Source organism: Taklimakanibacter deserti, from assembly GCA_003574785.1.
Map to the genome: position 1 here is coordinate 231,017 of QORU01000008.1, position 25,283 is coordinate 256,299.

Sequence of the window (25,283 nt, forward strand, 5' to 3'; positions counted from 1 at the left end):
TTGCGTTATGTTTCCACTCGTGGCGAAGCCCCAGAGCTCGATTTCGAGGACGTGCTGCTCACCGGCCTTGCCCGTGACGGCGGGCTCTATGTGCCCGCCCAATGGCCGAAATTCTCCCAAGCCGAGCTCGCTTCGCTCAGCGGCAAGCCTTACGCCGATGTCGCCTTCGCGGTGATCGCGAAGTTCACCGGCGAGAAGGTGCCGCTTGCCGAGCTCAAGGCGATGATCGCCGATGCCTATCTGGGCTTCGGCCATCCGGCGGTGACGCCGCTCAAGCAGCTCGATGCCGACCAGTGGCTGCTCGAGCTCTTCCATGGCCCCACCCTTGCCTTCAAGGACGTGGCGATGCAGTTCCTGGCGCGGGTGATGGACTGGGCCCTGGCGCGCCGCAAGCTCAGCGCCACCATTGTCGGCGCCACCTCGGGCGACACGGGTGGTGCTGCCATCGAAGCCTTCAAGGCGAGCCGCCATGCCTCGATCTTCATCCTGCATCCGGAAGGCAAGGTCAGCGAGGTGCAGCGCCGTCAGATGACGACGGTGCTGTCGCCTTCCGTCCACAATATTGCCTTGCGCGGGACCTTCGACGACTGCCAGGCCATCCTGAAGGCGCTGTTCAACGATCATCAGTTTCGCGATTCGGTCACCCTTGCCGGCGTGAATTCGATCAACTGGGCGCGCATCGTGGCGCAGGTCGTCTATTACGTGACCTCGGCTCTCGCTCTGGGCGCGCCCGGCCGGCCGGTGAATTTCACGGTTCCGACCGGGAACTTCGGTGACATCTTCGCCGGGCTGGTGGCGAAGCGCATGGGTGCGCCCGTTGGCCGCCTTATCATCGCGACGAATGAGAACGACATTCTCGACCGGGCCCTGAAGGGCGGTCGCTACGAGGTCAAAGGCGTCAAGCCAAGCACCAGCCCCTCGATGGATATCCAGGTATCGAGCAATTTCGAGCGCCTGCTGTTCGAGGCCTATGGCCGGGACGCAGGGGCGATCCGCCGCCTGATGGCGAGCCTCGGGCAGTCGGGTGCCTTTACCATCGAAACCGGTCCCTTGAGCTCCATCCGGGCGGAATTCGCCTCGGGCAGCGCCGATATGGCCGAGACGGCGAAGGTCATTGCCGCGACCCTTAAGGAAACCGGCGAGCTGCTCGATCCGCACACGGCCGTGGGCTATGGGGTGGCGCGCAAGGAACAGGGCCATAGCGGTCCCATGGTGACTTTGGCGACCGCCCATCCGGCCAAATTCCCCGATGCGGTCGAGAGGGCCTCAGGCCTAAGACCGGGCTTGCCGCCGCGCCTTGCACCCCTCATGATGGCCGAGGAGCGGATGAGTGTCCTGGCCAATGACCCGCAAGAGGTCAAAGCCTTCATCCTGGAACGGGTTGGGTCCTAGCTTGGTGTGGCATGAGCGTTGAAATTTCGCGTCTGGATAACGGTCTGCATGTCGTAACGCACAGCATGCCGCATCTCGAGACGGTGGCGCTCGGCATATGGGTCAAGGCGGGCTCGCGCGATGAGTTGCCGGAGGAGAACGGTATCGCTCATTTCCTCGAGCATATGGCCTTCAAGGGCACCAAAAGGCGCACCGCCCAGGCCATTGCCGAGGAGATCGAATCCGCCGGCGGCGAGATCAACGCCTCGACCGGCATGGAAACCACCACCTATTATGCCCGCGTCCTCAAGAACGACTGGCCGCAGGCGCTCGACATCCTGGCCGACATCCTGACCGAGTCGGTCTTCGATGCCGACGAGCTCGAGCGCGAGCGCCATGTCATCCTGCAGGAGATCGCCGCCGCCGGCGACACGCCGGATGACTTGGTCTTCGACCTGGCCCAGAGTGCCGCCTTCGGCTCGCATCCGCTGGGCCGTCCCATTCTCGGCGTCCACGACCTGATCGCCAGCGTCACGCGCGATGAGATCCTGGCCTGGCGCAACCGCAACTACTGGGCGTCCCGCATGGTGGTGGCCGCCGCCGGCAATATCGAGCATGGCGCCTTGCGCCGCGAGGCCGAGAAATTGCTGGGGAATTTAAGCTCGGGGGCACCTCCGGGGCGCAACCGGCCGGATTTCGTCTCGCATACGGAACTGGCACAGAAGCCGCTCGACCAGACCCATATGGTCCTGTCCTTCTCGGCCCCCGGCTACCGCAATCCCGAGATCTACCGGCTCCAGGTGCTGTCGAGCCTGTTGGGCGGCGGCATGTCCTCGCGCCTGTTCCAGGAGGTGCGCGAGAAGCGCGGCCTCTGCTACAGCGTCTTTTCCTTCGCTTCGGCCTATGAGGATGCCGGCCAGTTCGGCGTCTATGCCGCGACCTCGCCCGACGACACCCCCGAGCTCGTCGATGTGACCGCCGAGGTGATGCTGTCGACGGCCAGGAACGTCACCGAGGTCGAGGTGGCGCGCGCCAAGGCGCAGCTCAAGGCGAGCCTGGTGATGAGCCTCGAGAGCGCCACCGGCCGGGCCGACCAGATCGCCCGCCAGTACCTGGCTTTCGGCGAAGTGCCGGCCATGGAGACGCTGGTCGCCAAGATCGACGCGGTGACGGCCGATCACGTGGCGGGCCTGGCCTCGACCCTGTTCCGCGGCCAGTCGCCCGCCTTGAGCGCGGTCGGGCAGCTTTCCACCCTGACGCCCTATGCCAAGATCAAGGCCCAGTTCACCTGATGGTTTTCCTCAGAAGCCCATTTGCGCGTGATCTGCCGCCCATCCTGATGCAAGGCGGCATAGAGTTGCGTGTGCCGGAAATGGGCGATTATGAGAGCTGGGCGGCGCTGCGCCTCGAGAGTCGCGCTTTCCTGACCCCCTGGGAACCGTCCTGGCCGCAGGACGACCTCACCCGCACCGCCTTCCGCGGCCGGGTGAAGCGCTATATCCGCGATATCGAGGGCGACATCGCCTATCCCTTCTTCGTCTTCCGCGCCGAGGACGATGCCCTGATGGGCGCCATCACCCTGTCCAATATCCGCCGCGGCGTCGCCCAGACCGGATCGGTCGGCTATTGGATCGGCGTTCCCTTTGCGCGCCAGGGCCACATGACGTCGGCGCTCAACGCCCTCGTTCCCTTCGCCTTCGGCCATTTGCACCTGCACCGGCTGGAGGCGGCCTGCATCCCCGTCAACCAGGCGTCGATCAGACTACTGACGAAATGCGGATTCAGGCAGGAAGGCCTTGCCCGCAAATACCTCAAGATCAACGGCCGCTGGGAAGACCACCTGCTTTTCTCCCGCTTGGCCGACGATAGATAAAGCCGGCCAAATTTGCCATTATCCGGCCTTCGGAGGTATCAAGGAATTGATTCGTATTGGAGCATGAGCTGATAAGATCCCTGCTCGGACAAAAGGATGAAGCGCGGTGGCAGTAGCGTTAGACCATCGCGCATTAGCTGAGGCCGGCTGAGAATGGCGCTGCTGCGCATATCCATCGCATTCTTTCTCCTGCTGCTCTTGTCCCTTTCCGCCGCGGCGCAGGACAAGACGGTGGATACGGCTTTTGACGGTCCGAGCGTCGACCTTCTGCCCCATTTGCTCTCGGTCGATACCGACAAGCCGGTGGTGACGATCAGGACCGCCGACGACGCGACCGGCCTCCTGATGGAACTTCCAGCCAAGGGCAGCGAGCCCGTCCATCGCTGGGTTGTGGCGACACTGACCAACAGCGGGACCGAAGCGCGCGATGTCGTTGTCGCCACCCCGCATCAGGGCTTCGCCGGATCTGGCATTCTGTGGCCAAAGCCCATCGGATCGCGCATCCAGAACGTCGTCGCGGCCGGCCAGGCCACCATTGCGCCCATGCGGGTCATCAATTCCGACGCCTTCGCGCTGCGCATCGAGCCCAAGGGCCGGGTGACGGTGGCCATGGAGCTGACCCGCACCGGCCTCGACGAGATCGAAGTGTGGCAACGCAACGCCTTCGATGCCAAGGCGGAGCAGAACGGCTTTTATCGCGGCGTCCTCCTCGGCATCGCCATGCTTCTCGGCGTCATCGCGCTTTCGCTCTATGCGGTGCGCACCATAGCGGTCTTTCCCTTCGCCTCGGTCTTCATCTGGTCGGCCATTGCCTTCATCGCGCTCGAATCCGGATACCTGCCGCAGATCAACGACCTGTTGCCGAAGGAATACGAGCTCGGCCCCGAGATCCGCGCAGTGATCGAAGGCCTCATGGTGGTCGGCCTCATTCTGTGCCTCGTCGCTTTCGCCGACCTGCGCCGCAGGCGCCCCGTCGCCTGGAACATCCTTTTGCTCGCCGCCGGGCTTCTGCTGGCCTTGCCCGTCTATGGCTGGTTCGAGCCGGCCTATGCTTCGGGCATCGCTCGCATCGCCTTTGCCGTCGTCGCGGCGCTGGGTTGCGTCGTCATCTTCGCCATGTGGCGCGAGGGTGCGGCGCGGGCGCGCGTCTCCTTGCTGTCCTGGGTCATGATCGTGGCCTGGACCGTCCTTGCTGCTGTCGCCGCTTTGACGCCCGCCGCCGACAGCATGGTCAAGCCGTTTCTCTCGGCGGGCCTCGTGCTCGTCATCCTCACCATGAGCTTCGCTCTCGCTCAATTCGCCTTCGCGCAGGGGTTCCTGGCCCAGCGTTTCTTTGCCGAAGACGCGCGCCGGGCTTTGGCGCTGGCGGCCTCGCAGCAATGCGTCTGGGACTGGCAGGTCGAGGAGAACAATCTGCATGTCGGCGAGGATATCGAGAAGATCCTGGGGCTGCGCCGCGGCAGCCTGAAGAACAACACACCGGAAGCTTGGCTCGATCTCGTCCATCCGGCCGACCGCAGCGCCTATCTGGCGGCGGTGGAAGAGGCGGAGCGCCGCGGCCATGGCAGCTTCTCGCAGGAATTCCGCTTGCGCCGCGGCGACGGGACGTTCCGCTGGTTCCTGCTGCGCGCCCGCGCCATTCCAGGCGCCCAGCAACGCGCCGCGCGCTGCATCGGCACGCTCTCCGACATCACCGCGACGCGCCGCGCCCAGGACCAGTTGCTGAGCGATGCGGTGCACGACCGCGTCACCGGCCTGCCCAACCGGGCGCTGCTCGTCGACCGCATCGAGCGCGAGATCAGCGCCGCGGGACGTACACCGGTGAACAATCTTTATCTCATGCTGATCGATCTCGACCGCTTCAAGGCGGTGAATGACGGTCTCGGTCATGAGACGGGCGATGGTCTCCTCAAGATCGTCGGCCGCAGGCTCGCGGCCATCGCCAGCGAGTATGATACCGTGGCGCGCATGCCGGGCGATCAGTTCGCCATCCTCTTCCACGGCGACAAGCCTAAACGCGATATCCTGCCGTTCACCGACAAGGTGCGCGCGACGGTCTCGAAGCCGGTGAACATGCGTCCGCAGGAGATATTCCTCACCGCCAGCGTCGGCGTTTCGGCTCTGCGCGAAGGCAGCCTGACCGCCGAAGGGCTGGTCAAGGATGCCGCCGTCGCGCTCTACGAAGCGAAACGGCGCGGCAAGGACACGGTCGAGTTCTTCCGCGAGGCGATGCGCGATGACCGCACCGAGCTCGTGGTGCTGGAGGCGGAGCTGCGCCGGGCCATCGAGCGCAACGAGATCGAGGTGCTCTATCAGCCGATCGCGCGTCTCGCCGACATGGAGCTTGCGGGCTTCGAGGCGCTGGTGCGCTGGCGCCACAAGAGCCTGGGCCTTCTCGGGCCTGAAACCTTCATCGGTCTCGCCGAAACCACCGGGATCATCAAGGATATCGGCCATCACGTGCTCAACGAAGCCGGCCGCCAGCTCGGTATCTGGCAGCGCGCCTTCCGTCCGCATGATCCGCTATTCGTCGCCGTCAACGTGTCGTCGAGCCAATTCCTCGCCGCCGATCTCATCGACGACGTGAAGGCGCTTCTCACGCGTGAAGGACTGGTGCGCGATACACTGAAGCTCGAGGTCACCGAATCGATCGTGATGGAGAATCCAGAGCTGGTGAGCCAGATCCTCGAACGGCTGAGGCAGATGGGCATCGGCGTCGCCTGCGACGATTTCGGCACCGGCTATTCCTCGCTCTCCAATCTGCGCCGCATGCCGTTCGACACGCTCAAGGTGGACCGCAGCTTCATCGAGGCGGATGCCGATGACGCCAAGGCGTCGCTCATTCTGGAATCGATCATCCTGCTCGCCCATGACCTGGGCCTGACCGTCGTCGCTGAAGGCATCCAGTCGCAGGACGATGTCGACCGGCTCGGCGCCCTCGCTTGCGATTTCGGCCAGGGCTATTTCATCGGCGAGCCGATGACGGCGAAGCAGGTCGTCGATGTCCTGTCGGGCGTGCCGTTGAGTGCCGCAAAGCACAAGACGACGATCGACTCGCTGTGGGAGCGCATGGCGGGAACGTCGAACGTGCGCGTGCCGGAACCGTTGCGTGATGCGAAGCCCGCGCCGCCGGCGCAAAGAAAAGCCGAGCCGCCGAAGGCGCCGCCCCCGGAAGCGAAGCCGAAGGCTGAGCCGGCGAAGGCTGAGCCTGTAAAGCAGGCAGCGCCCGAGCCGGCCGCGGGCAAGCCGCCGGAGCCGCCGCCGGCCGAGGAGCACCGGCCGCCCGAGGTCGCGCCGCCGCCACCCCCGCCTGAAACCAAGCTGATCAAGCCCGGCAAGCCGCCGATCGTGCTGTTGCCGCCGCTGACACCGCCAGTTTTTGTGAAGCCGGGCGCCGGCGGGCAGAGGCCGGCAGCCGCGAGCCCGCCCAAGCCGGCAGCGGAGGCTCCGCCCCAAGCGGCGGCGCCCGAGCCCCAAGCCCAACGCGAAGAGGCGAACGATCTGGTCAAGTCGGAGCCCACCCACGCCGCCCCGCGGCCTTTGCCGGGCGGAGCGCCCATGGCGCCGCGTGCCTCGGCACGGGAGGAAGCGGAAGAAGAAGGCGAAGAGCTTGAATCGGCGGACGAACCGTCAGCCGACGAGAGCGAGCCTTCCGGTCAGAGCGCGGATGATGCCGCTGCACAGAAGGCCAAGGCCGCCCGCCTCGGCAAGAAGCTCAGGCGCAAGATGCAGGCCAAGGACCAGCCGCCGGCAGAACCTTGAAAGGTGAGGTGAGCTGCTGCGCGCGGCGATCACGCATGCCCGGCTTCCGACGACAGCATCGCCGGATCGACGCCGATCTTGTGCAGCGCATTGAGATATTTGCTGTCGAGATCGTTGCTGAACAGCAGGTCTTCATCCGCCATGCAGCTCAGCCAGCCATTGCGCTGGATCTCGTCCTCGAGCTGGCCCGGCGCCCAGCCGGCATAGCCGAGCGCCAAGAGCGAGCGCCTGGGGCCCTGGCCGCCGGCAATGGCGCGCAATATGTCGAGCGTCGCCGTCAGCGCCACCCGCTCATCGATCGGCAGCGAGGTGTCGGCGGAGAAATAGTCCGATGTGTGCAGCACGAAACCGCGCCCCGGCTCCACCGGGCCACCGAACTGGACCAGCATGGACTGGACGTCGTCCGGCAGCTTGATCCGGTTTTCCTGCGGCAGGATGTCGAGCCGTTCCAGGAGCTCGCTGAAGGAGATCATCGGCGCGCGCTTGTTGACGATGATGCCCATGGCGCCATTGTCGGAATGGGCACACATGAAGATGACCGATCTGTCGAAACGGGGGTCGCTCATGCCGGGCATCGCGATCAGCATCTGACCATCGAGAAAGGATGATCTTTTCATGGAACTCCACCCTTTGCTGCTGGCCCATAAGTTAGTGCGATTTGGCGCCGGCGCAAAGCGGTCAATCTGACATTAAGTTGATTGCCTTATTCGTTAAGTTGATTTGGCCGGGAGACGAGCCGCCGTCTATGGAACAGATTGTGACCATGCCGTTCATGAAGCGACGCGCGCTGATTTTGGCCGCTCTTGGCCTGCCGGCCTTCACGCTGGTGGGGCGCGCGGGAGCCGGACCGCATTACTCGGCAAGGCTCATCGGCGGCGAGCGGGCCGGGAGCACTTGGCGCGCCGGTCTCGACATCACGCTCGCCAAGGGCTGGAAGACCTATTGGCGCATGCCGGGCGATGCCGGCGTTCCGCCGCAATTCGACTGGTCGCGCTCGCGCAATGTCAAATCGGTGACGGTGCTGTGGCCGGCGCCCACGCGCTTCGCGGACAAAGGCGGTGAGACCGTCGGCTACAAGGATCGCGTGGTCTTCCCGGTGGATGTGGTCGCCGAGGATCCGGGACAGCCGATCGATCTGGCGCTCGATGCCTTTCTTGGCGTCTGCGAGATCATCTGCATCCCGGTGAAGCTCGAAATGTCGCTGGTCCAGTCCGAGCCGACACCGGCCGATGCGAGCCTCATTGCCGCTTTCGCCGCCCGCGTGCCGCAGAAGGCCGACGCTGAGGCGCCTTTCCATGTCGCGAGCGCCGCGCTCGTCGAGACGGATGGCAAATTCGATCTCGCCCTCCGCCTCGTAGGCCAGGGCTTCGACAAGGATCTCGACATCTTTGTCGAAGGCAGCGATTTCGCCTATTTCCGGAGCCCCAGGCCGGCGGGCGAGGAAGGGCTGGTCCAATTGCGCATTGACGGCCTCAAGGACGCCCAAAAGCTCAAGGGCCGCCAGCTGAGCTTGACCATGACGGCAGGCGATATTCGCCTTGAACAGGATGTCGTGGTCGACTAAGCCTCCTCCCCTCAGAGAATGAATGTGTGAGGAGCAATCATGATCAAGGTTGGCGATCGTCTGCCCGAGGCCGAATTCATCACCATGACCGCCGACGGCACGCAGAGATTCACCACCGGCACGGTGTTCGCCGGCCGCAAGGTGGTGCTCTTCGCGGTACCAGGCGCCTTCACGCCGACCTGCAGCATGAATCATCTGCCGGGTTTCGTGAAGGAGGTCGATGCCATCAAGGCCAGGGGTGTGGACACGATCGCTTGCACATCGGTGAACGACGTCCATGTCATGAATGCCTGGGCGCGCTCGTCGGGGGCCGACGGCAAGATCCTCATGCTCGCCGACGGCAATGGCAGCTTCGCCAAGGCGGTCGGCCTCGAATTCGATCTCACCGCCAATCATATGGGCCACCGCTCGAAGCGCTATTCGATGATCGTCGAGGACGGCGTGGTGAAGGCGCTCAATGTCGAGGACAAGCCCGGCGTCAACGTCTCGGGCGCCGATACGGTGCTGAAGCAGCTTTAGCGCATGATCCGGAAAAGTGGATTCCGGTTTTCCGAAAAGATCATGCGCAAACAAGAGATAAAACGCGATGGCCGCTGAAGCCATCGCGTTTTAGGAAATCTTGGCGCCTTTCTTGAACGGCGCCATTCCCGCGCGCGCCAGCTCGTCGGCGCGCTCATTGTCGTCATGGCCGGCATGGCCTTTTACCCAATGCCAGGTCACCTGATGGCGGTGCAGCGCCTGGTCGAGGCGCTGCCATAGCTCGGCATTCTTGACCGGCTTCTTGTCGGACGTCTTCCAGCCATTGCGCTTCCAGCCATGGATCCATTTGCTGATGCCGTCGCGCAGATATTGCGAGTCGGTGTGGAGTTCGACGGCCGCCGGTCGGGTGAGCGCCTCGAGCGCCATGATCGCCGCCGTGAGCTCCATGCGGTTGTTGGTGGTGAGGGTCTCGCCGCCCTTGAGCTCCTTTTCATGCCCGCCATAGCGCAGTATGGCGCCCCAGCCGCCCGGTCCCGGATTGCCGGAACAGGCGCCGTCGGTATGGATGACGACTGCCGGCGCCGTCATGCGGCGGGCTTCGCTTCGCGCAATTCCCGCGGCAGCTTGAAGGAGACATTCTCTTCGCGCAGCACGACATTCTCGACCGTCACGTCGTAATGCGCGCGGAACGCATCGATGATCTCGTTGACCAGCACTTCTGGTGCCGAAGCGCCGGCGGTGAGGCCGATGGTCGAGAGGTTCTTGAGCCTCGACCAGTCGAGATCCTGCGCCCGCTGCACCAGCTCCGCCGACGGACAGCCGTTCTTGAGACCGACCTCGACGAGGCGCTTCGAATTGGAGGAGTTGGGGGCCCCGACCACGAGCAGCAGGTCGAGCCGTTCGGCGATCGACTTTACCGCCTCCTGGCGGTTGGTGGTGGCGTAGCAGATGTCTTCCTTGTACGGCCCGCGGATTTCGGGGAAGCGCCGCTTCAGCGTATCGACGATCTCTTTCGTGTCGTCGACCGACAAGGTGGTCTGCGTGGCATAGGCGAGCTTCGCCGGATCGTGTGGTGAGAAGCTTTCCGCTTCCTTGACCGTCTCGATGAGGGTGATGGCGCCTTCCGGCAGCTGCCCCATCGTGCCGATGACCTCGGGGTGTCCCTTATGGCCGATGAGCACGATATCGAGGCCCTCATTGTGATGGCGCTGCGCCTCCATATGAACCTTGGTGACGAGGGGGCAAGTGGCGTCGATCTGGAACAGCTGGCGCTGGCGAGCTGCCTGGGGCACCGCCTTGGGCACACCATGGGCAGAGAAGATCACCGGGCGGTCGCCATCCGGGATCTCGTCGAGCTCATCGACGAAGATGGCGCCTTTGGCCTTGAGATCGTCGACCACGAATTTGTTATGCACGATCTCGTGGCGCACATAGACCGGCGCGCCATAGAGCTTGAGCGCCCGCTCGACGATGTCGATGGCCCGCACCACGCCGGCGCAGAAACCTCTGGGCGCGGCAAGGAGGATGGTCAGAGGGGGCTTGCTCATGGGGGCTAGATGGCGAAGGTGGTCAAGGCTTGTCAAGGTGGCACGGTGGCGGCCGGGAACCCTACCTGCCGCTTGTGCCGATGCTGCTCAGCATGTCGGTGCGGAAGGCGGCGTCGAGCTGCGACATAAATACCTCGGCGCAGCGCATGTGCTCCTCCATGATCTTGCGCACCGCGGCGGCATCGCCCTTGCGATAGGCCGCGACGAGGTCGAGATGGCTCTGCGCATTATGCTGGCCGAAGGCATCGCGCGCATCCTCGCCCTCGCGGCGGAATTCGACCAGGTCGCGCAGGACGCCGTTGATGAAGCCGCAGATGAAAGCGAGGAAGGGATTGTCGCAGCTCTCGCAGAGAATGTCGTGGAAATCGAGCTCGAGGCGACGGGCCGTGGCGCGATCGCCGTCGGCGCGCGCCTTCACGCAGGCCGCCACATTGGCCTCCATCCGCTGCAGCTGATCCGCGCTCAGCCTACCCGTCACATGCACGGCCAACGTCACCTCGACGCTACGGCGCACCTCATAGACCTGCTCGAAGCTCAGATCGAGGAAATGCAGATAGGTCCTGAGCTGCTGGATCGAGGAATCGACCGAGACCGCCTGGACCTCGGCGCCGCCATTGGGCCCGGTCTGCATTTTCACGAGCCCGTTGACCTCGAGCGCCGTGAGCGCCTCGCGCACCGTTCCCTTCGAGCAGTCATATTGCTCGACCAGCATGCGCTCATTGGGCAGCCTGTCGCCAGGCTTGAGCCGGTCGCGCGCGATCCGGTGCCTGAGGTCGTCGGCGATCAGATTGGACAATTTCGGCCGCCGCAAAGGCAGGTGCGGGCGGCTCTTATCCTCGATGTCGCTCATGATAGCGGCAGTGCCATTTGAATCAGAAAAACAGAATAGACGAGCCCGGGATGTTGAAAAGCCGATCGGTTCACATTGTGAACCCTTTCAAGGTCAACTGACATTCCTTTTGACAGCGGTCGCTCAATTATCATATTTATACATATAAATATAACAATCGGAAATGGTGAGGGTGCCGGCGTGATCCATCAGGGGGAGAAACGCTGTCTGAGGAGGAAGGCAAATGACCAGACTGATGAATACGGTCGCGATACTGGCCCTCGGCGCCGCTCTGGCGTTCGGCGCCGGCACCGCAATGGCGGCCGGCAAGGAGCGGGCGCGCGATCTCGGTGTTCCCTTCGTGGGCACGCCTGGACCCAATAATGCCATCACCGACGTGGCCGGCGTGGAGGTAGGCTATTCGACGATCATCGAGGGCGAAGGCAAGACCGAGGTCGGCAAGGGGCCGATACGCACCGGCGTCACGGCCATCCTGCCGCGCGGCAAGACCTTCGGGCCGACTTTTGCCGGCTGGTACACACATAACGGCAATGGCGAGATGACGGGCACGACCTGGATCGACGAGAGCGGCTTCCTCGAAGGCCCGGTCATGATCACCAACACCCACAGCGTCGGCGTGGTGCGCGATGCGGTGATCACCTGGCAGGCCAAGCACGATCTCGTCGGTCCGACCGAGAACAATCTCTACTGGCTGTTGCCGGTGGTGGCCGAAACCTGGGACGGCATCCTCAATGACATCAACGGCATGCATGTGAAGCCGGAGCATGTCTATCAGGCCCTCGACAGCGCGGCCTCCGGCCCCATCGCGGAAGGCAATGTCGGCGGCGGAACCGGCATGAATCTCTTTCGCTTCAAGGGCGGCACCGGCACCGCTTCGCGCAAGCTTCCAGCCGACAATGGCGGCTACACGGTGGGCGTCCTGGTGCAGGGGAATTTCGGCCGGCGTGAGGATCTCATGATCGCGGGCGTCCCGGTCGGGACTGAGATTCAGGATCTGCTGCCGGACTATTCCTGGAACAGGAAGAAGACCGAGATCAAGGATGTCCTGTCCGATGCGGAGAAGGAACAGGGCTCGATCATCGTGGTGGTGGCGACCGATGCGCCGCTCTTGTCGCAGCAATTGCGGCGCCTGGCGAAGCGCGTGACGATCGGCATCGGCCGCGTCGGTGGCTTCGGCGGCAATGGCTCAGGCGATATCTTCGTCGCCTTCTCCACCGCCAATCCGCAAGCTTACAGCCGCGGCGGCAACACGAAGCTCGAGATGATGTCGAATGACGACATGGATCCCATCATCAAGGCGACGGCCTATGCCACCGAAGAGGCCATCATCAATGCGATGGTCGCGGCCGAGACGATGAAGGGCCGTGACGACAATACGACCTTCGCCCTTCCGCATGACCGGGTGAAGGAACTCATGAAGAAGTACGGCCGCTCCACCCAGCAGTAGAACCGCTTCCTCCCAGGGCGTCGGGCACTTGGCCCGGCGCCCTGTTTTTTCTCAAAGAAGCTCGACGACAAGTTCGCTGGGCTCGGCACCGTGAGCGTTGACCGCCCAGCCTTCGAGATTGAGATCGAAGGGGCAGCACGAGACGGCGCAGATGAGATCGATCAGCGCTTCGAACTCGATGAAGGCGCCGGCTTGCACCGGATTGTCGGGTGAGGAGAAGGAGCCGTCGGCGCCGACGACCGTCCTGGTGAAGAGATTGATCGGCTGCGGGATCACGTCGATATTGTAGCCCATGCGGCGCATGGCGACGCAGAGATTGTCGGCGCAGCTCGCATGGTTGCCCTTGTAGCCGAGCTGCTCGTAGTGCAATTGGTCGCAAGCTGCGATCATCATGTCGTGCACGCCATGGGCGCGGTGCTGGCTAATTATTATATTTATCCAGATAAATTGTATTCGCATATCGCACAGTCTAGCTGAAGATGAACCTGTTAACGACTGACTTGTGGAGAAACCCAGCACTGGCATTCGCGGCCGGGGGTTGAGAAATTCCTCTCCCGGTTGTCATGCGCCGGCGCCACGGCAGCCGTTCGTCAAGACCTCTTGCCTTTCTTCAGACCCGCAACTACCTTCGCGCCGTTCGTTGAGAACACACGCGGGAGAGGCCGGTTCGATCCGGCGCCGAAGGAGCAACCGCCCCGGAAACTCTCAGGCAAAAGGACCGCATGCGTTCGCCGACTCTGGAGAGCAGGGGACAACCCCTCACCGAAGGAGCCAAGCCCATGTGTCGGAGCGACATGGGCGAAATCTCTCAGGTTCTCTGACAGAGGGGGCAGGCTTGGCTGCGGCCGGGTCTTGCTCAATCTTGTCGGAACCGGGATTTGAATGGCAACGCTCACAGAAACGCTTCACCGCACCCCCCTCTATGATCTTCATGTAAAGCTGGGCGCCCGCATCGTGCCCTTCGCCGGCTTCGAGATGCCGGTGCAGTATCCGACCGGCATCCTCACCGAGCACAATTGGACGAGAGGCTCGGCGGGGCTCTTCGATGTCTCCCACATGGGCCAGGCTTATGTGACGGGACCCGATCACGCGACGGTAGCCAAGGCCGTGGAAAGGCTGGTGCCGGGCGATGTTTTGGGCCTGGCGCCGCACCGCACCCGCTACACGCAATTCACCAATCCGCAAGGTGGCATCATCGATGATCTGATGATCACCCGCGACCTCGAGGATGGCCGCCTCTATATCGTCGTCAATGCGTCGCGCAAGGACGTCGACTATGCCTGGCTCCGGCAGCATCTGCCGAGGGAGGTCAAGCTCGAGCCCATCGAGGATCGCGCCCTTGTCGCCTTGCAGGGCCCCAAGGCCGCCGCCGTCCTGGCGCGCCATTCTCCGAAGGCCGCGAGCCTTGCCTTCATGAGCGCCGCCAATGACACATTCGACGGCATTCAATGCCATGTCGCACGGCTGGGCTATACCGGCGAGGACGGTTTCGAGATCTCGGTCGCCGCGAAGGATGCGCTGCCGTTGGTCGAGACCTTGCTGGCCGATCCAGACGTCAAGCCGATCGGGCTCGGCGCGCGTGATTCGCTGCGCCTCGAGGCGGGGCTCTGCCTCTATGGCCATGACATCGATGAGGAGACGAGCCCGGTCGAAGCCGATCTCGTCTGGTCGATCGGCAAGAGGCGGCGCGCCGAAGGCGGCTTCACAGGCGCCTCTCGCATCACCCGCGAGATCCGTGACGGAGCGAAGCGCAAGCGCGTCGGCATCAAGCCGGAAGGCCGCGCTCCCGCCCGCGAGGGTTCGGTCATTCTCAACGCGGAAGGCCGCGCCATCGGCATCGTGACCTCCGGCGGCTTCGGTCCGACGGTCAATGGTCCGGTCGCCATGGGCTATGTCGAGACGGCCTATGCGGCGCCGGGTACGAAGATCAGCCTCGTGGTGCGCGACAAGCCGATGCCGGCGGAGATCGCCGCGCTGCCGTTCACGCCGCACAATTACAAACGCTAGTTTTCAGGGGAGTAATCGATGAGCAAGCACTACACGAAAGAGCATGAGTGGATCAGCGTCGATGGCGACATCGCCACGATCGGCATCACCAATCACGCGCAGGAACAATTGGGCGACGTCGTCTTCGTCGAATTGCCGGCGATCGGCAAGGCCGTGACCAAGGGCGGCGATGCGGCCGTGGTCGAATCGGTCAAGGCCGCGAGCGAGGTCTATGCGCCGGTCACAGGCGAGGTCGTCGAAGTGAACAAACAGCTGGAAGGCGATCCGGCCCTCGTCAACCGCGAGGCGGAAGGTGCCGCCTGGTTCATGAAGGTCAGGCTCAAGGACAAGGGCGAGCTCGCCGATCTGATGGACAAGGCCGCCTACGATAAGTTCGTGGCGGAGCAATAGGAAACCAAACCATGTCGACCAAACGTGCAACGCTTGCCGAGCTCGAGCCGGAGGCGAATTTCGTTCCGCGTCATATCGGGCCCAATGCCGCCGAGACCGCCGAGATGCTGAGGTTCTTGGGAAGCTCATCGCTCGATGACTTCATCGACAAGGTCATCCCGAGGAAGATCAGGGCGGCGCAGCCGCTCGATCTGCCGAAGGGCAAGGCCGAGCGCACGACGCTTTCCTATTTGCGCCAGATGGCGTCGCGCAACGAGGTGTTCACCTCGATGATCGGCATGGGCTATTACGGCACCGTCACGCCCAAGGTCATCCTGCGCAACATCCTGGAAAATCCCGGCTGGTACACGGCCTATACGCCCTATCAGGCGGAGGTGAGCCAGGGCCGTCTCGAGGCCTTGCTCAACTTCCAGCAAATGGTCATCGATTTCACCGGGCTCGAGCTCGCCAGCGCCTCGCTCCTCGATGAGGGCACCGCGGCGGCGGAGGCGATGGCCATGGCCAAGCGCGTGGTCAAGACCTCGGCCAACACCTTCTTCGTCGACCGCGACACGCATCCCCAGACGATCGGCGTGGTCAAGACGCGCGCCGACGCTTTCGGCTTCGATCTCGTGATCGGCGATCCCGCCAAGGACTTGAACCCGGCCCAGGTCTTCGGCGCGCTGCTCTCCTATCCGGGCTCCTCGGGCGAGGTGCGCGACTATCGCAGCATCATCGACAAGCTCCATGGCGCGGGCGCGCTCGCCATCATGGCGACCGACCTCCTGGCTCTGGCGCTGCTCACCCCTCCCGGTGAGCTCGGCGCCGATATCGCCTTGGGTTCCGCCCAGCGCTTCGGCGTGCCGATGGGCTATGGCGGCCCGCATGCCGCCTTCTTCGCGACGCGCGATGAGTATAAGCGCGCCATGCCCGGCCGCATCATCGGCGTCTCGGTCGATTCGCACGGCAACCAGGCTCTGCGCATGGCGATGCAGACGCGCGAGCAGCATATCCGCCGCGAGAAGGCGACGAGCAATATCTGCACCGCGCAAGTGCTGCTCGCCGTCATCGCCTCGATGTTCGCCGTCTATAATGGCCCAAGGGGCATCAGGAAGACGGCCGAGCGCACCCACCGCCTGGCCGAGATCTTCGCCGAAGCGGTGAAAAGCTTCGGCTACGAGGTCCAGACCAAGGCGTTCTTCGACACGGTCACCATCGTGGCGCCCGGCCGCGCTCATGCCATCCTCGCCCGCGCCAAGGAGAAGCGCATCAATCTGCGCTTCGTCGATGCCGATCATGTCGGCATCTCCTTCGATCAGTCGACCCGCCGCCAGGAGCTCGAGCGCCTGCTCACGGTGTTCAAGACCGACGCGATGGACAGGATCGACATCGACAAGCTCGACGCCGGGACGGCCGAGGTGATCCCGCCCGCCTTGCAGCGCAAGTCGCCCTATCTCACCCATCCGGTATTCGAGATGTACCACTCGGAGACCGAGATGCTGCGCTATATGCTTAGGCTCCAGGCCAAGGACGTGGCGCTCGACCGCTCGATGATCCCCCTGGGCTCTTGCACCATGAAGCTCAATGCCACGAGCGAGATGATCCCGGTCACCTGGCGCGAATTCGCCATGATGCATCCCTTCGCGCCGCTCGAGCAGGCGCAAGGCTATCAGCAGCTCTTCGAGGAGCTCGAGCAGATGCTGGCTGAGATCACCGGCTTCGACACCGTTTCGCTGCAGCCCAATGCCGGAAGCCAGGGCGAATATGCGGGCCTGCTCGCCATTCGCGGCTACCATCACGCGAGAGGCGAGGCCAATCGCGATGTCTGCCTCATTCCGGTCTCGGCCCACGGCACCAATCCCGCCTCCGCCGTGATGGCCGGCATGAAAGTGGTCGTCGTCGCCTGCGACGAGAAGGGCAATGTCGACGTCGCCGATCTCAAGGCCAAGGCCAAGCAGCATGAGGCCAATCTCGCCGCTTTGATGATCACCTATCCCTCGACTCATGGCGTGTTCGAGGAGAGCATCAAGGACATCTGCGCCATCATCCATGAGCATGGCGGCCAGGTCTATCTCGACGGCGCCAATCTCAATGCGCAAGTGGGCCTGGTGCGTCCGGCCGAGCTCGGCGCCGATGTCTGCCACATGAACCTGCACAAGACCTTCTGCATCCCGCATGGCGGCGGTGGTCCCGGCATGGGGCCGATCGGCGTCAAGGCGCATCTGGCACCCTATCTGCCGGGTCACGCGGTCGTGCATGGCGTCAACCCGGCGGCCGGGCGTGACCAGTCGCAGGGCCAGGTCTCGTCAGCCCCCTGGGGCTCGGCATCGATCCTGCCGATCTCCTGGACCTATATCGCCATGATGGGCGGCGAAGGCCTCAAGCAGGCGACGATCATGGCGATCCTCAACGCCAATTACATCGCCAAGCGCTTGGCGCCGCATTTCCCCATCGTCTATACGGGGCCTGGCGGCTTCATCGCCCATGAATGCATCATCGACCTGCGCTGGCTCAAGGAGCGCACCGGCCTCGCCGTCGAGGATGTGGCCAAGCGCCTCGTCGACTACGGCTTCCACGCGCCGACCATGTCCTTCCCCGTCGTCGACACGCTGATGATCGAGCCGACCGAATCGGAAGGCAAGCGCGAGCTCGACCGCTTCTGCGATGCGATGATCGAGATCCGGCGCGAGATCGCCGAGGTCGAGGAAGGCAAGGCCGACCGCACCGACAACGTGCTGAAGAACGCGCCGCATACCCATCAGCTGCTGCTCGGCGACTGGACGCGGCCCTATTCCAAGGAGAAGGCCTTCTTCCCGCTCAAATACATCAATGCCGACAAATACTGGCCGCCGGTCGGCCGCGTCGACAATGTCTTTGGCGATCGCAACCTGGTCTGCACCTGCCCGCCGATGGAGGCCTATCAGGAGGCGGCGGAGTAGATTTCTCTAATGTCGAAGGCTCTCATGGATATTGTAGGCCAGTAGAGCAAGCACGACGGCGAGGCCCAGATAAAGGATGGTGTATTCCATCCGGACCGCCGTCGGCACGTCGCGATAGCGCCGGGCCTCGGGCGAGTTCGGGTCATAGCGCCAGGCGGCGAGAAGGCTCGGCGCGGCGAGGACGGCGATCAGGATCAACAACGGGCTCGGGAAATAGAAGAAGAGCGCGACGAGCAACGGCACGCCCAGGAACCAGATGCGCGGCGAGAGGATCTGCGTGATGCGCCCGCCATCGAGCGGCGACAGCGGTATCAGGTTGAACAGATTGATCATGAAGCCTGAATAGGCGAGCGCCATGAGGAGATCGCTCTCCTCTGCGCGGGCGAGGAAATAGACCGCGAAGGCGCCCAATGTGCCGATGAATGGCCCAGCATAAGCGACATAGGCTTCGGTCTCGGCATCGACGAGCCTGTCCTTGAGCGTGATCCAGGCGCCGAGGAAGGGGATGAACATCGGCAGGCCCACATCGAGGCCTCTTTGCCGGGCGGCGGCATAATGGCCGAGCTCATGCACCAGGATGAGGCCGACGAAGCCGGCAGCGAAAGGCAGGCCGTAGATCGTCGTATAGACCCAGATGGTGACGAGCATGCTGCCGACGGACAGCAGCACCTTGCCGAGCTTCAGCGACGCCAGAAAGAGGAGAAGGGCCTTGATCAAGCTTGTGGCGTCGTGTTCTTGCGCCGGAACAGCTTGAAGATGCCGCCGCCGGCGACTGCGATGGCGATGAGGATGATTTTCCAGAACTTGGCGAGGGTGACTCCGATCACCGCAAGCAGGCCGAGTTTCTTCGCCGCAAAGCCGCCGATGAGGGCGGCGAGGCCGTATTCCGCGACCCGGTCGGTCGATGCGTTGAAATCCGTGTAGCGTTCGCCGGGCTTGTAATCGAGTGCGGCCAGAATGGCGCCGGCATGCTTCTTGTCTTCGGCGATATAGGTTTCGCCGGTCACCAGATTGAGCTCGAAATAGCCCTGCCGGCCGAGCGCATAGGTATTGTAGTTGATCGTGGCGCCTTGCGCCTCGTTGCCGCGTTGCTTGGCGAGGATCGACCAGACCAGACGGTGGGTGCTCGCATCATAGGCGGGTTTTTCGACCCAGCCGACGATATCGAGCGGCGGATAACCCCGTTCGGCGCGGTCCTTGTTGCTGGCCTCGGTAGCATCCTTGATGGATTGCAGGAGATCGTCGGCCTTCCACGACTTGGCATCGTCGTCCTTGATGTAGCCGCTGTCCGTATAGGTGATCTCGACGAACCAGAACTTGTCGTGCTGTTTCGGTATGACGAGGCCATGGAAGTTGTCACCTGTCGTGTTGCCCAGCGCGCGCATGAAGGCAGCACCTTGGGTGACGGGGATGAAGCTGTAAGGATCGGGCAGATGGATGGTCGCCAGATCGCGCAATGCGACATCCGCCGGACCATGCGTCGCAGCCTTTATCGCGGCGTCGAAAGTCTGCTCGATGCCGCTATTGGGCGGGGAGGCGTCCTGCGCCGCGGCGCTGGAAATCCCAGCGATCAGCAGGATCGCCCAAAGGCGAAGATGGCGAAGAAGCATGGCTGTCCCCAAAATATCTTAAGTTGTATTCAGGTGGAATGCACGCGGGGAGCCGTAACACAGGACCTGAGCGCAAGGCAACAGCGGTGCTCAATAGCCCGGCAGGACGATGAGCGTCGGTTTCTCGGGCAGCGTCTTGGCCGACAGGATCACGGTTGGATCGGCCTTGTAGTCGACAGCAAGCGTGCCGGAGAGGCCGTTGATGAAGCGTGAGAGCGTCTCCGGCCTGAAATAGTGCATCGGTATCACGATGCGCGCTTTCAGTTCCTTGAGCACGGTGAGCATATTGGCCTGGGCCATGGTGTAGGTGCCGTCGACCGGCACGAGCACGATATCGAGCCGTCCGATCGATCCCAATTGTGCCGGGCTCAGCTCGTGATGCAAATGGCCGAGATGGCCGATGCACAATCCGGCGATCTCGAAGATGAAGATGGAATTGCCGTCGGGGACCCGGCCGAGAGCGCCGCCGCGGATGTCGGTCGTGACGTTGCGGATGCGCACGTCGCCGGCCTGGAGATCATGGCGCGCCGGACCCCCTTGCGGGTTCCAGCCGCGCAGCACATGCTTGATCTTGGGGTCGGGAAAGTCGGTGTAATGCGTGCTGTGGGCGTGGTTCATGGTGACAACGTCGGGCACGATTCCGTTCGCATAGCCCGAATAGTCGGTCGCGATCGTGACGCCGCCGGGGCTCTCGATCAGAAAGGTCGAATGGCCGACGAAGGTGAATCGCACCTGGCTAGCCTCGAGGGCGGCTTCCCTATATCGCGCGGGCTGAACCAAGCCAGGTCCTTGCGCCATGGCGAGACACTCGCTCACCGGCGCCTGCGCCTCCGCTGCCGTGAAAGGCGGCACCAGCAACAGAAGAAAGGCGAGGAACCGAAGAGCGGTCACCTGTAAGTGCTCCGAAAGATGCACGTCCCAGGACAGACTAACCGCTCAAGGCCCGTCGCGTGAATGTTGCTCCGGATCAACTTTCCGTCAGCATCACTGATCGAGCCGCCACGGAGCCGGAATGAAGTCATAGGCACTGGCGCCACGAGCGACATGTCCGAAGCCGGGAAAATCGAGATGCATGCCGGCGACAAGGAGCTTGTCGGCCGCTGCCCGGTCAAAAATCGTCTTGCGCGTGGCCGCGGCCTGCGCCTGGTCGACATCGAAGGTGATCGACCATTCGGGATGCGTGAATTGCAGTGCCGGCGAGTGCACAATATCGCCCCAAATGAGCAGGCTTTCATTCCCTGATGCCACGATGAAACCCGTGTGGCCCGGCGTATGGCCAGGCAACCCCACCGAAGTGATGCCTGGCACGATCTCGCCATCCTTGCCGAAAAGCCTCATTGCCTTGCCATAGGCTTTGCCGGCATCCGTGGCGAACTTGAAGAAGGGTTGCGCCTCTTTCGGAGCCTTGGCGGCGATGCTCTCGTCCGACCAGAACTTCCACTCGGTTTCGGAAACGACGAGCTCTGCCTTGGTGAATCGCGCGACCCCTTCCTTGTTCGTCGCCGCGCCCACATGATCGGGATGCATGTGGGTGAGCAGAACGGCTTCGAACTGCTCGGGCATAAAACCCTGGGCTTCCAGTCGTTCCGGCAATTTCGCCAGAGTGGGGCCGAAAGCCTGGACCGTGCCGCAGTCGATGAGGATCAGTTGCTTGCCGGTATTGACCACGAAGGCGTTGATCGAGGTCCGCAACGGCGCGTCACTCTTGAGGAAAGCGCCCTCGAGCAGCTTGCTCATCTCGCTCTTGTCGGCGCTGGCAAAAATGGCCTGATCGAGATCGATATAGCCGTCAGCGAGCGCCGTGACTTCGAGTTCACCGATCTTCAGCCGATAGCTGGGCGTGACCGCGCCGGCCAATGGGGCCCGTGCGATGGCAAGAGGGGACGAGCCGGCGAACAAGGCCGCCGAAGCGGCGAGCCCAAGAAACTTCCTGCGTGTATTGTGCATCTGGGGCCTCCCTATGTGGGAAGAGAACGCTATATGCTCTCACGGCGAATTTTATCAGGTTTCCGGCTCGTCACTCAATGACGTTTGTGTGACGGCAAAAGTAAACCCCGGCGGAAAGCCGGGGTTGGGTGTTCGGAATGGAAGATCGCTCAGTTGAGGCGCGACTTCACCGCATCGATCGATTCCTCGATGAGCTTGGCGCCCTTGGGGTTTCCCGCCTAGGACGAGTCCATCACGATCGCCGGAATTGACGAAAAATGCTCCCCACATGCAGCAGGCCTTCACAGTGCTTTTCATCGGAAGCTGCTTTCGTGCCTACGCGGACCCGCAGCAGGGGGATAGGCTAGCGATTCGCGGCTATTATCCATCCGATCGACAACAGGCCCGTCGCTGACGCCCAGCTGCCCAGAACGCGGCAAGCGACGCGAACCGGAAATGCAGTGGCCGATACGACGAGGGCGGCAATCGGTAAGACTATTGCCAAAACCACCGCGGCGGTGCCGAGAAGCGCCACCCAATCGGCGCCATCGGAACGCAACTCGATGCCGCTCTGAAAGCCCAGCAGGGCGGCAAACCCGGCCGCCGCCGCTGCGGCCACCGACGGCGCCAGCTTCAGCTCGAAGGCGACCGCCCCGCCGAGCAGGAAGAGACTGGCGGCATTTGCTATTCCAGGCATGCCTGTCGCATCGAAGATAAGGGCTGATGCGCCGGCAAGGAACCATGCCACAGGAGCGGCCAGCACCACATATCGAGCCGATTCCCGTCCTTGCGCCCCCGCGAACAGAGCGAGCGTCATCAATCGCACGATGTCCATGGGGCTCAGGATCAGATGCAGCGCGCCGTCGTAGAAAGGCCCGAGGCCGGAATTGACGAGATGCGCATGGGCGTCGGTTGGCGCGAAGGCCGCCAGAAGAAAGAGCAGCCCCGCGGGTCGACGCTTCATGCAAAGGCGCCCAGCAGGAAATAGACTCCGCCAAGCAGGACGCCTCCGCCCAAAGCGCGCACCGCGGTTCTGCCTCGCGGCAGCTTGTCGATGGCGCCTATTCCAATTCCCAATGCGTGAAGCAGGCCGGTGGCGATGACGAACCCCAGGCTGTAGAGCACCGCGTCTGCTCCGGGCGAAAGCTCGGTTCCGTGTGCGTGGCCATGGAACAGGGCGAAGACCATCACCAGCGGGATCGCGACCACGAGGCTCAGCCGCATGTTCGTGAGAATGAGAAGGCCGAGCACGATCGATGAGGCCGCGATGCCGATCTCGACCCAGGGCAGAGCTATGCCGAGCAAGCCCAGCATCCCGCCCGTCGCCATGGCGATCGGGAAGGCTATCGGGAGGATCCACAGCGCCGGAGGACCGAGCAGCGCGCCCCAGAGACCGACGGCGATCATGGCAAGGATATGATCCCACCCGCTGACCGGATGGCTCAATCCGGAGAAGAAGCCGCTGACCCCCTCGCCTTCCACATGCGCGAAAGCCGCGTCAGGAGAATAGAGAACCGCCGCGGCGATGCCCGACGCGAGAAGCAGTCGAAAGAAATGAGCTTTTGTCATTGGTACCTCGTTGCCTATCGGAAAAGAAGCGCCGCCCGCTCGATCGTCCAGTAGGCGCCGAGCGATCCGACCAGATATCCCGGCACATAGCGGGCCCAGGCGGGCGAATCGAACCGCAGCGCTTGCAGCGCGCGATGGAGCAGCAGAATGATCAGCACAAAGGCCAGCTGGCCGATCTCCACGCCGATGTTGAAGGCCAGCAACGCCAAGGGAATGTCGCCGCTCGGCAATCCAACAGTGATCAGTCCGCTGGCGAAGCCGAATCCGTGCAGAAGCCCGAAGGCAAACGCCGCGATCCAGGGATGGCGCAGCGTGAAGCTCGTCTGGCCCCGCCAGTAGCGCACGACCTCGCCTCCCAGAAACAGGATCGAAAGGGCGATGGCGGCGTTGAGCGGATCCGCGGGAACCGACGCATAACCCAGCGTGGCGAGCGCCAGCGTGATGCTGTGAGCGACCGTGAAAGCGGTGATGGTCTTGATCAGCGAGCGGGTCGAGCGGACGATGATCATCAGCCCGGCGACGAACAGCAGATGGTCGATGCCCATCAGTATGTGCTCGATGCCCAATGCCGCGTAGGTTTTGGCGACCTGCCAGGTGCTCTGACGATCCGAAAGCTCGAGCCACGGCTGCGCGGGCCTGACGATTTCGGTGACCTGCCGGCCGTCGAGCCAGGAGACGCGGACCAGAACGTCAGTGATCGTCGCCTGCAGGCCCACGAAATCGATGCGCTGGCCCGCGAGTTCGCCCCCGGGCAGTTCGATCCGGCGCCGTTCGATCGTGGAATCGTTCAGCCGCTGGATCACCGGCTCGCCCACATTCCGTGCCGCCTTGGGCAGTTGCAGCATGACCAGCAGCGGCATTTCCGAATTGACCGGCGTGCGCCACAGCACGTCGAATCGGCCCGGCCCCGTCTCGCGCATCTGGAGATAAGCGGGCCGGGACTCATGCGCTTCGGCCGATGGCGGCATGCAGGCCGCCGCCAGGCAGAGAAGGACGAGGAGCTTCAGTGCCATGCGGGACAGCATGCAGGACCAGCCTGCCTGGTCAGCTTGCATCGCCACTGCCCTGCTCCCGTACAGCCGCATCGGGAGCCGCTGCCGGCGCTTCGAACTTCGGCAGCACGACCTTGTACTTCTCGCGCATCACCCGGTAGGCCTCCTCGCGAAATTCCGTGCGGCGCGCCGCGAGATAGGCCGCTTTCACGTCCTCTTCGACTTCCGCGAAGGCGGGCAGGACCGGCGGCGATTTGCGCTCGACGAAGACCGCGTGCCAGCCGTAAGCCGATTCGACGGGTCCGACCCAGCGTCCGGGTTCGAGGGTAAAAAGGTCGTGCGCGAAGGCCGGGCCGAAAATCGAATAGAGTTCGGCCTCGGTGCGCTCCGCATAGGAGTTCTGGAACATGAAGCGATCGCCGTTCTGAGGCCCGGCGGCGGCCGCGACTTCCCGCGCGGCGATGGCGCGCGCCTCCTTTCCGTGCGCGTCGAAGGAATAATAGACATGGTGGAAGCTCACTCGCGGCGGTTGCGCGAACTCGTCGCGATGGGCCTCGAACCACTTGCGCAGCTCCTCCGCCGTCGGCTCCTGAAGCGAGGACAGGTCCTCCGCCAGGAAATCCATCTTCTGCGCCAGTCGCCGCTTGACGATGGTATCTTCCTTGTCGAGCCCCATCGCGATCGCCTCGCGGTAGAGCACTTCTTCCCGGACCTTTCCCTCGACCATGCTGCGGATGGCTTCGGCCGAGGGCGGCGGCCGGCCCTGCGCCTGCCACGACACCAGCATCTGGTTGATATCGCCTTCGGTGATGACGATCTCGTTGCTCGCGGAAGCGTCCTCCGGCGCCGTTCGGTTGCCGATGAAGAAGAGCGCCGCGCCGATCAGCACGAAATGCAGAAGCGGCTCGCAGACGAGCCGCTTCAGGAAGGAAGGGTTGGAATGACTCACGCAGCGCCCCTTGCTCGCAAGCTGAGCA

General features: G+C 63.4%; 23 protein-coding genes and 2 riboswitches. Of the genes, 10 read left to right on the top strand and 13 right to left on the bottom strand.

What is annotated here, in order from left to right; translation table 11 throughout:
• From thrC to DS839_RS18440, 4 genes are all read left to right on the top strand, one after another.
• A complete protein-coding gene (thrC, locus tag DS839_RS18425; RefSeq protein WP_119271915.1) occupies window positions 1-1,392 on the top strand; it encodes a threonine synthase in 1,392 nt (463 codons plus the stop codon).
• Window positions 1,393-1,403: 11 nt separating this feature from the next.
• Window positions 1,404-2,663 carry a M16 family metallopeptidase gene (locus tag DS839_RS18430; RefSeq protein ID WP_119271916.1) on the top strand — a complete coding sequence of 420 codons (1,260 nt, stop codon included), beginning with the start codon at window positions 1,404-1,406 and terminating at the stop codon, window positions 2,661-2,663.
• On the top strand, window positions 2,663-3,244 hold the full coding sequence (locus DS839_RS18435; protein ID WP_119271917.1) for a GNAT family N-acetyltransferase: 582 nt from the start codon (window positions 2,663-2,665) through the stop codon (window positions 3,242-3,244). Before DS839_RS18430 ends, DS839_RS18435 begins: the two co-directional genes overlap by 1 nt.
• A gap of 153 nt (window positions 3,245-3,397) precedes the next feature.
• Window positions 3,398-7,006: an EAL domain-containing protein gene (locus DS839_RS18440; RefSeq protein WP_119271918.1), complete on the top strand. Its 3,609-nt coding sequence runs from the start codon at window positions 3,398-3,400 to the stop codon at window positions 7,004-7,006.
• A 29-nt stretch (window positions 7,007-7,035) separates the two neighbouring features.
• Here the strand turns inward: DS839_RS18440 and DS839_RS18445 are convergent, their stop codons facing one another.
• Window positions 7,036-7,623: a YqgE/AlgH family protein gene (locus tag DS839_RS18445; protein WP_119271919.1), complete on the bottom strand. Its 588-nt coding sequence runs from the start codon at window positions 7,621-7,623 to the stop codon at window positions 7,036-7,038.
• A 128-nt stretch (window positions 7,624-7,751) separates the two neighbouring features.
• On the opposite strand from DS839_RS18445, the gene DS839_RS18450 reads away from it, so the two are divergent.
• Window positions 7,752-8,570 (top strand): protein-disulfide reductase DsbD domain-containing protein, encoded by an 819-nt coding sequence (locus DS839_RS18450; protein WP_368911719.1) that lies wholly within the window; start codon window positions 7,752-7,754, stop codon window positions 8,568-8,570.
• 36 nt (window positions 8,571-8,606) lie between these two features.
• Window positions 8,607-9,089 carry a peroxiredoxin gene (locus DS839_RS18455; protein WP_119271920.1) on the top strand — a complete coding sequence of 161 codons (483 nt, stop codon included), beginning with the start codon at window positions 8,607-8,609 and terminating at the stop codon, window positions 9,087-9,089.
• Between the two features lie 90 nt (window positions 9,090-9,179).
• Here DS839_RS18455 and rnhA read toward each other — a convergent pair whose 3' ends face one another.
• From rnhA to DS839_RS18470, 3 genes are all read right to left on the bottom strand, one after another.
• Window positions 9,180-9,638 carry a ribonuclease HI gene (gene rnhA / locus DS839_RS18460; RefSeq protein WP_119271921.1) on the bottom strand — a complete coding sequence of 153 codons (459 nt, stop codon included), beginning with the start codon at window positions 9,636-9,638 and terminating at the stop codon, window positions 9,180-9,182.
• Window positions 9,635-10,597: a 4-hydroxy-3-methylbut-2-enyl diphosphate reductase gene (gene ispH, locus DS839_RS18465; RefSeq protein WP_119271922.1), complete on the bottom strand. Its 963-nt coding sequence runs from the start codon at window positions 10,595-10,597 to the stop codon at window positions 9,635-9,637. The genes rnhA and ispH overlap by 4 nt, the downstream gene beginning before the upstream one ends.
• Window positions 10,598-10,658: 61 nt before the next feature.
• Window positions 10,659-11,447, bottom strand: a complete 789-nt coding sequence (locus tag DS839_RS18470) for a FadR/GntR family transcriptional regulator (protein WP_119271923.1) — start codon at window positions 11,445-11,447, stop codon at window positions 10,659-10,661.
• A gap of 223 nt (window positions 11,448-11,670) precedes the next feature.
• Here DS839_RS18470 and DS839_RS18475 point away from each other — a divergent pair, with 223 nt between their 5' ends.
• Window positions 11,671-12,894: a DmpA family aminopeptidase gene (locus DS839_RS18475; protein WP_368911720.1), complete on the top strand. Its 1,224-nt coding sequence runs from the start codon at window positions 11,671-11,673 to the stop codon at window positions 12,892-12,894.
• Window positions 12,895-12,945: 51 nt separating this feature from the next.
• Here DS839_RS18475 and DS839_RS18480 read toward each other — a convergent pair whose 3' ends face one another.
• Window positions 12,946-13,287, bottom strand: a complete 342-nt coding sequence (locus DS839_RS18480) for a DUF1989 domain-containing protein (RefSeq protein ID WP_162918646.1) — start codon at window positions 13,285-13,287, stop codon at window positions 12,946-12,948.
• Window positions 13,288-13,537: 250 nt separating this feature from the next.
• Window positions 13,538-13,625: riboswitch (glycine riboswitch) on the top strand.
• A riboswitch (glycine riboswitch) is annotated at window positions 13,626-13,728 on the top strand.
• Window positions 13,729-13,776: 48 nt separating this feature from the next.
• On the opposite strand from DS839_RS18480, the gene gcvT reads away from it, so the two are divergent.
• Genes gcvT through gcvP form a run of 3 tightly spaced genes read left to right on the top strand, consistent with a single transcriptional unit; the run spans window position 13,777 to window position 18,209 of the window.
• A complete protein-coding gene (gene gcvT, locus DS839_RS18485; protein ID WP_119271925.1) occupies window positions 13,777-14,901 on the top strand; it encodes a glycine cleavage system aminomethyltransferase GcvT in 1,125 nt (374 codons plus the stop codon).
• An 18-nt stretch (window positions 14,902-14,919) separates the two neighbouring features.
• Window positions 14,920-15,291 (top strand): glycine cleavage system protein GcvH, encoded by a 372-nt coding sequence (gcvH, locus tag DS839_RS18490; RefSeq protein ID WP_119271926.1) that lies wholly within the window; start codon window positions 14,920-14,922, stop codon window positions 15,289-15,291.
• Between the two features lie 11 nt (window positions 15,292-15,302).
• Window positions 15,303-18,209, top strand: a complete 2,907-nt coding sequence (gene gcvP, locus DS839_RS18495; RefSeq protein ID WP_119271927.1) for an aminomethyl-transferring glycine dehydrogenase — start codon at window positions 15,303-15,305, stop codon at window positions 18,207-18,209.
• A 6-nt stretch (window positions 18,210-18,215) separates the two neighbouring features.
• On the opposite strand, the gene DS839_RS18500 is transcribed toward gcvP, so the two are convergent.
• From DS839_RS18500 to DS839_RS18535, 8 genes are all read right to left on the bottom strand, one after another.
• Entirely contained in the window at window positions 18,216-18,926 is a 711-nt protein-coding gene (locus DS839_RS18500; RefSeq protein ID WP_119271928.1) for a site-2 protease family protein, read from the bottom strand.
• Window positions 18,923-19,819: a DUF2167 domain-containing protein gene (locus DS839_RS18505; RefSeq protein ID WP_119271929.1), complete on the bottom strand. Its 897-nt coding sequence runs from the start codon at window positions 19,817-19,819 to the stop codon at window positions 18,923-18,925. Before DS839_RS18505 ends, DS839_RS18500 begins: the two co-directional genes overlap by 4 nt.
• 90 nt (window positions 19,820-19,909) lie before the next feature.
• A complete protein-coding gene (locus DS839_RS18510; RefSeq protein ID WP_368911721.1) occupies window positions 19,910-20,710 on the bottom strand; it encodes an MBL fold metallo-hydrolase in 801 nt (266 codons plus the stop codon).
• 93 nt (window positions 20,711-20,803) lie between these two features.
• Entirely contained in the window at window positions 20,804-21,766 is a 963-nt protein-coding gene (locus DS839_RS18515; RefSeq protein WP_119271930.1) for an MBL fold metallo-hydrolase, read from the bottom strand.
• Window positions 21,767-22,109: 343 nt separating this feature from the next.
• Complete coding sequence (locus DS839_RS18520; protein WP_119271931.1) at window positions 22,110-22,709, bottom strand: HupE/UreJ family protein; 600 nt, start codon at window positions 22,707-22,709, stop codon at window positions 22,110-22,112.
• Complete coding sequence (locus DS839_RS18525) at window positions 22,706-23,314, bottom strand: HupE/UreJ family protein (protein ID WP_119271932.1); 609 nt, start codon at window positions 23,312-23,314, stop codon at window positions 22,706-22,708. Before DS839_RS18525 ends, DS839_RS18520 begins: the two co-directional genes overlap by 4 nt.
• A 14-nt stretch (window positions 23,315-23,328) precedes the next feature.
• Complete coding sequence (locus DS839_RS18530) at window positions 23,329-24,369, bottom strand: HupE/UreJ family protein (RefSeq protein ID WP_368911737.1); 1,041 nt, start codon at window positions 24,367-24,369, stop codon at window positions 23,329-23,331.
• On the bottom strand, window positions 24,359-25,255 hold the full coding sequence (locus tag DS839_RS18535) for a peptidylprolyl isomerase (protein WP_119271933.1): 897 nt from the start codon (window positions 25,253-25,255) through the stop codon (window positions 24,359-24,361). Before DS839_RS18535 ends, DS839_RS18530 begins: the two co-directional genes overlap by 11 nt.
• Window positions 25,256-25,283 lie beyond the last annotated feature (28 nt).

Excerpts from the sequence above, each read along its gene's own strand:
- DS839_RS18430 (WP_119271916.1), top strand. The coding sequence starts at position 1,404 with ATGAGCGTTGAAATTTCGCGTCTGGATAACGGTCTGCATGTCGTAACG.
- DS839_RS18435 (WP_119271917.1), top strand. The coding sequence starts at position 2,663 with ATGGTTTTCCTCAGAAGCCCATTTGCGCGTGATCTGCCGCCCATCCTG.
- DS839_RS18440 (WP_119271918.1), top strand. The coding sequence starts at position 3,398 with ATGGCGCTGCTGCGCATATCCATCGCATTCTTTCTCCTGCTGCTCTTG.
- DS839_RS18445 (WP_119271919.1), bottom strand. The coding sequence starts at position 7,623 with ATGAAAAGATCATCCTTTCTCGATGGTCAGATGCTGATCGCGATGCCC.
- DS839_RS18450 (WP_368911719.1), top strand. The coding sequence starts at position 7,752 with ATGGAACAGATTGTGACCATGCCGTTCATGAAGCGACGCGCGCTGATT.
- rnhA (WP_119271921.1), bottom strand. The coding sequence starts at position 9,638 with ATGACGGCGCCGGCAGTCGTCATCCATACCGACGGCGCCTGTTCCGGC.
- ispH (WP_119271922.1), bottom strand. The coding sequence starts at position 10,597 with ATGAGCAAGCCCCCTCTGACCATCCTCCTTGCCGCGCCCAGAGGTTTC.
- DS839_RS18470 (WP_119271923.1), bottom strand. The coding sequence starts at position 11,447 with ATGAGCGACATCGAGGATAAGAGCCGCCCGCACCTGCCTTTGCGGCGG.
- DS839_RS18475 (WP_368911720.1), top strand. The coding sequence starts at position 11,671 with ATGACCAGACTGATGAATACGGTCGCGATACTGGCCCTCGGCGCCGCT.
- DS839_RS18480 (WP_162918646.1), bottom strand. The coding sequence starts at position 13,287 with ATGATGATCGCAGCTTGCGACCAATTGCACTACGAGCAGCTCGGCTAC.
- gcvT (WP_119271925.1), top strand. The coding sequence starts at position 13,777 with ATGGCAACGCTCACAGAAACGCTTCACCGCACCCCCCTCTATGATCTT.
- gcvH (WP_119271926.1), top strand. The coding sequence starts at position 14,920 with ATGAGCAAGCACTACACGAAAGAGCATGAGTGGATCAGCGTCGATGGC.
- gcvP (WP_119271927.1), top strand. The coding sequence starts at position 15,303 with ATGTCGACCAAACGTGCAACGCTTGCCGAGCTCGAGCCGGAGGCGAAT.
- DS839_RS18505 (WP_119271929.1), bottom strand. The coding sequence starts at position 19,819 with ATGCTTCTTCGCCATCTTCGCCTTTGGGCGATCCTGCTGATCGCTGGG.
- DS839_RS18515 (WP_119271930.1), bottom strand. The coding sequence starts at position 21,766 with ATGCACAATACACGCAGGAAGTTTCTTGGGCTCGCCGCTTCGGCGGCC.
- DS839_RS18520 (WP_119271931.1), bottom strand. The coding sequence starts at position 22,709 with ATGAAGCGTCGACCCGCGGGGCTGCTCTTTCTTCTGGCGGCCTTCGCG.
- DS839_RS18525 (WP_119271932.1), bottom strand. The coding sequence starts at position 23,314 with ATGACAAAAGCTCATTTCTTTCGACTGCTTCTCGCGTCGGGCATCGCC.
- DS839_RS18530 (WP_368911737.1), bottom strand. The coding sequence starts at position 24,369 with ATGCAAGCTGACCAGGCAGGCTGGTCCTGCATGCTGTCCCGCATGGCA.